The 204-nt window shown below is 55.9% G+C and carries 2 tRNA genes; both read left to right on the top strand.

The features are described from left to right. The first annotated feature begins 17 nt into the window (after nt 1–17). A tRNA-Gly gene (locus ACLGE8_RS22745) sits at nt 18–93 on the top strand. Nucleotides 94–126: 33 nt separating this feature from the next. Beyond that, nucleotides 127–202: transfer RNA gene (locus ACLGE8_RS22740), tRNA-Gly, on the top strand. The last annotated feature ends 2 nt before the right edge of the window (nt 203–204 follow it).

Here is a 204-nt window from a genome sequence, read left to right as displayed (position 1 = left end):
GCAGTAGACACACCCAAGCGGGAATAGCTCAGTTGGTAGAGCACGACCTTGCCAAGGTCGGGGTCGCGAGTTCGAGTCTCGTTTCCCGCTCCAAAATTTGAAAGTAGTCGCAGTAGACACACCCAAGCGGGAATAGCTCAGTTGGTAGAGCACGACCTTGCCAAGGTCGGGGTCGCGAGTTCGAGTCTCGTTTCCCGCTCCAAA

It is taken from the genome of Kluyvera sp. 142486 (assembly GCF_046569695.1).
GTDB lineage: Bacteria > Pseudomonadota > Gammaproteobacteria > Enterobacterales > Enterobacteriaceae > Kluyvera.
The sequence above is the reverse complement of the archived record's forward strand: the minus strand, read 5'-3'. Positions and strand labels throughout refer to the sequence as shown.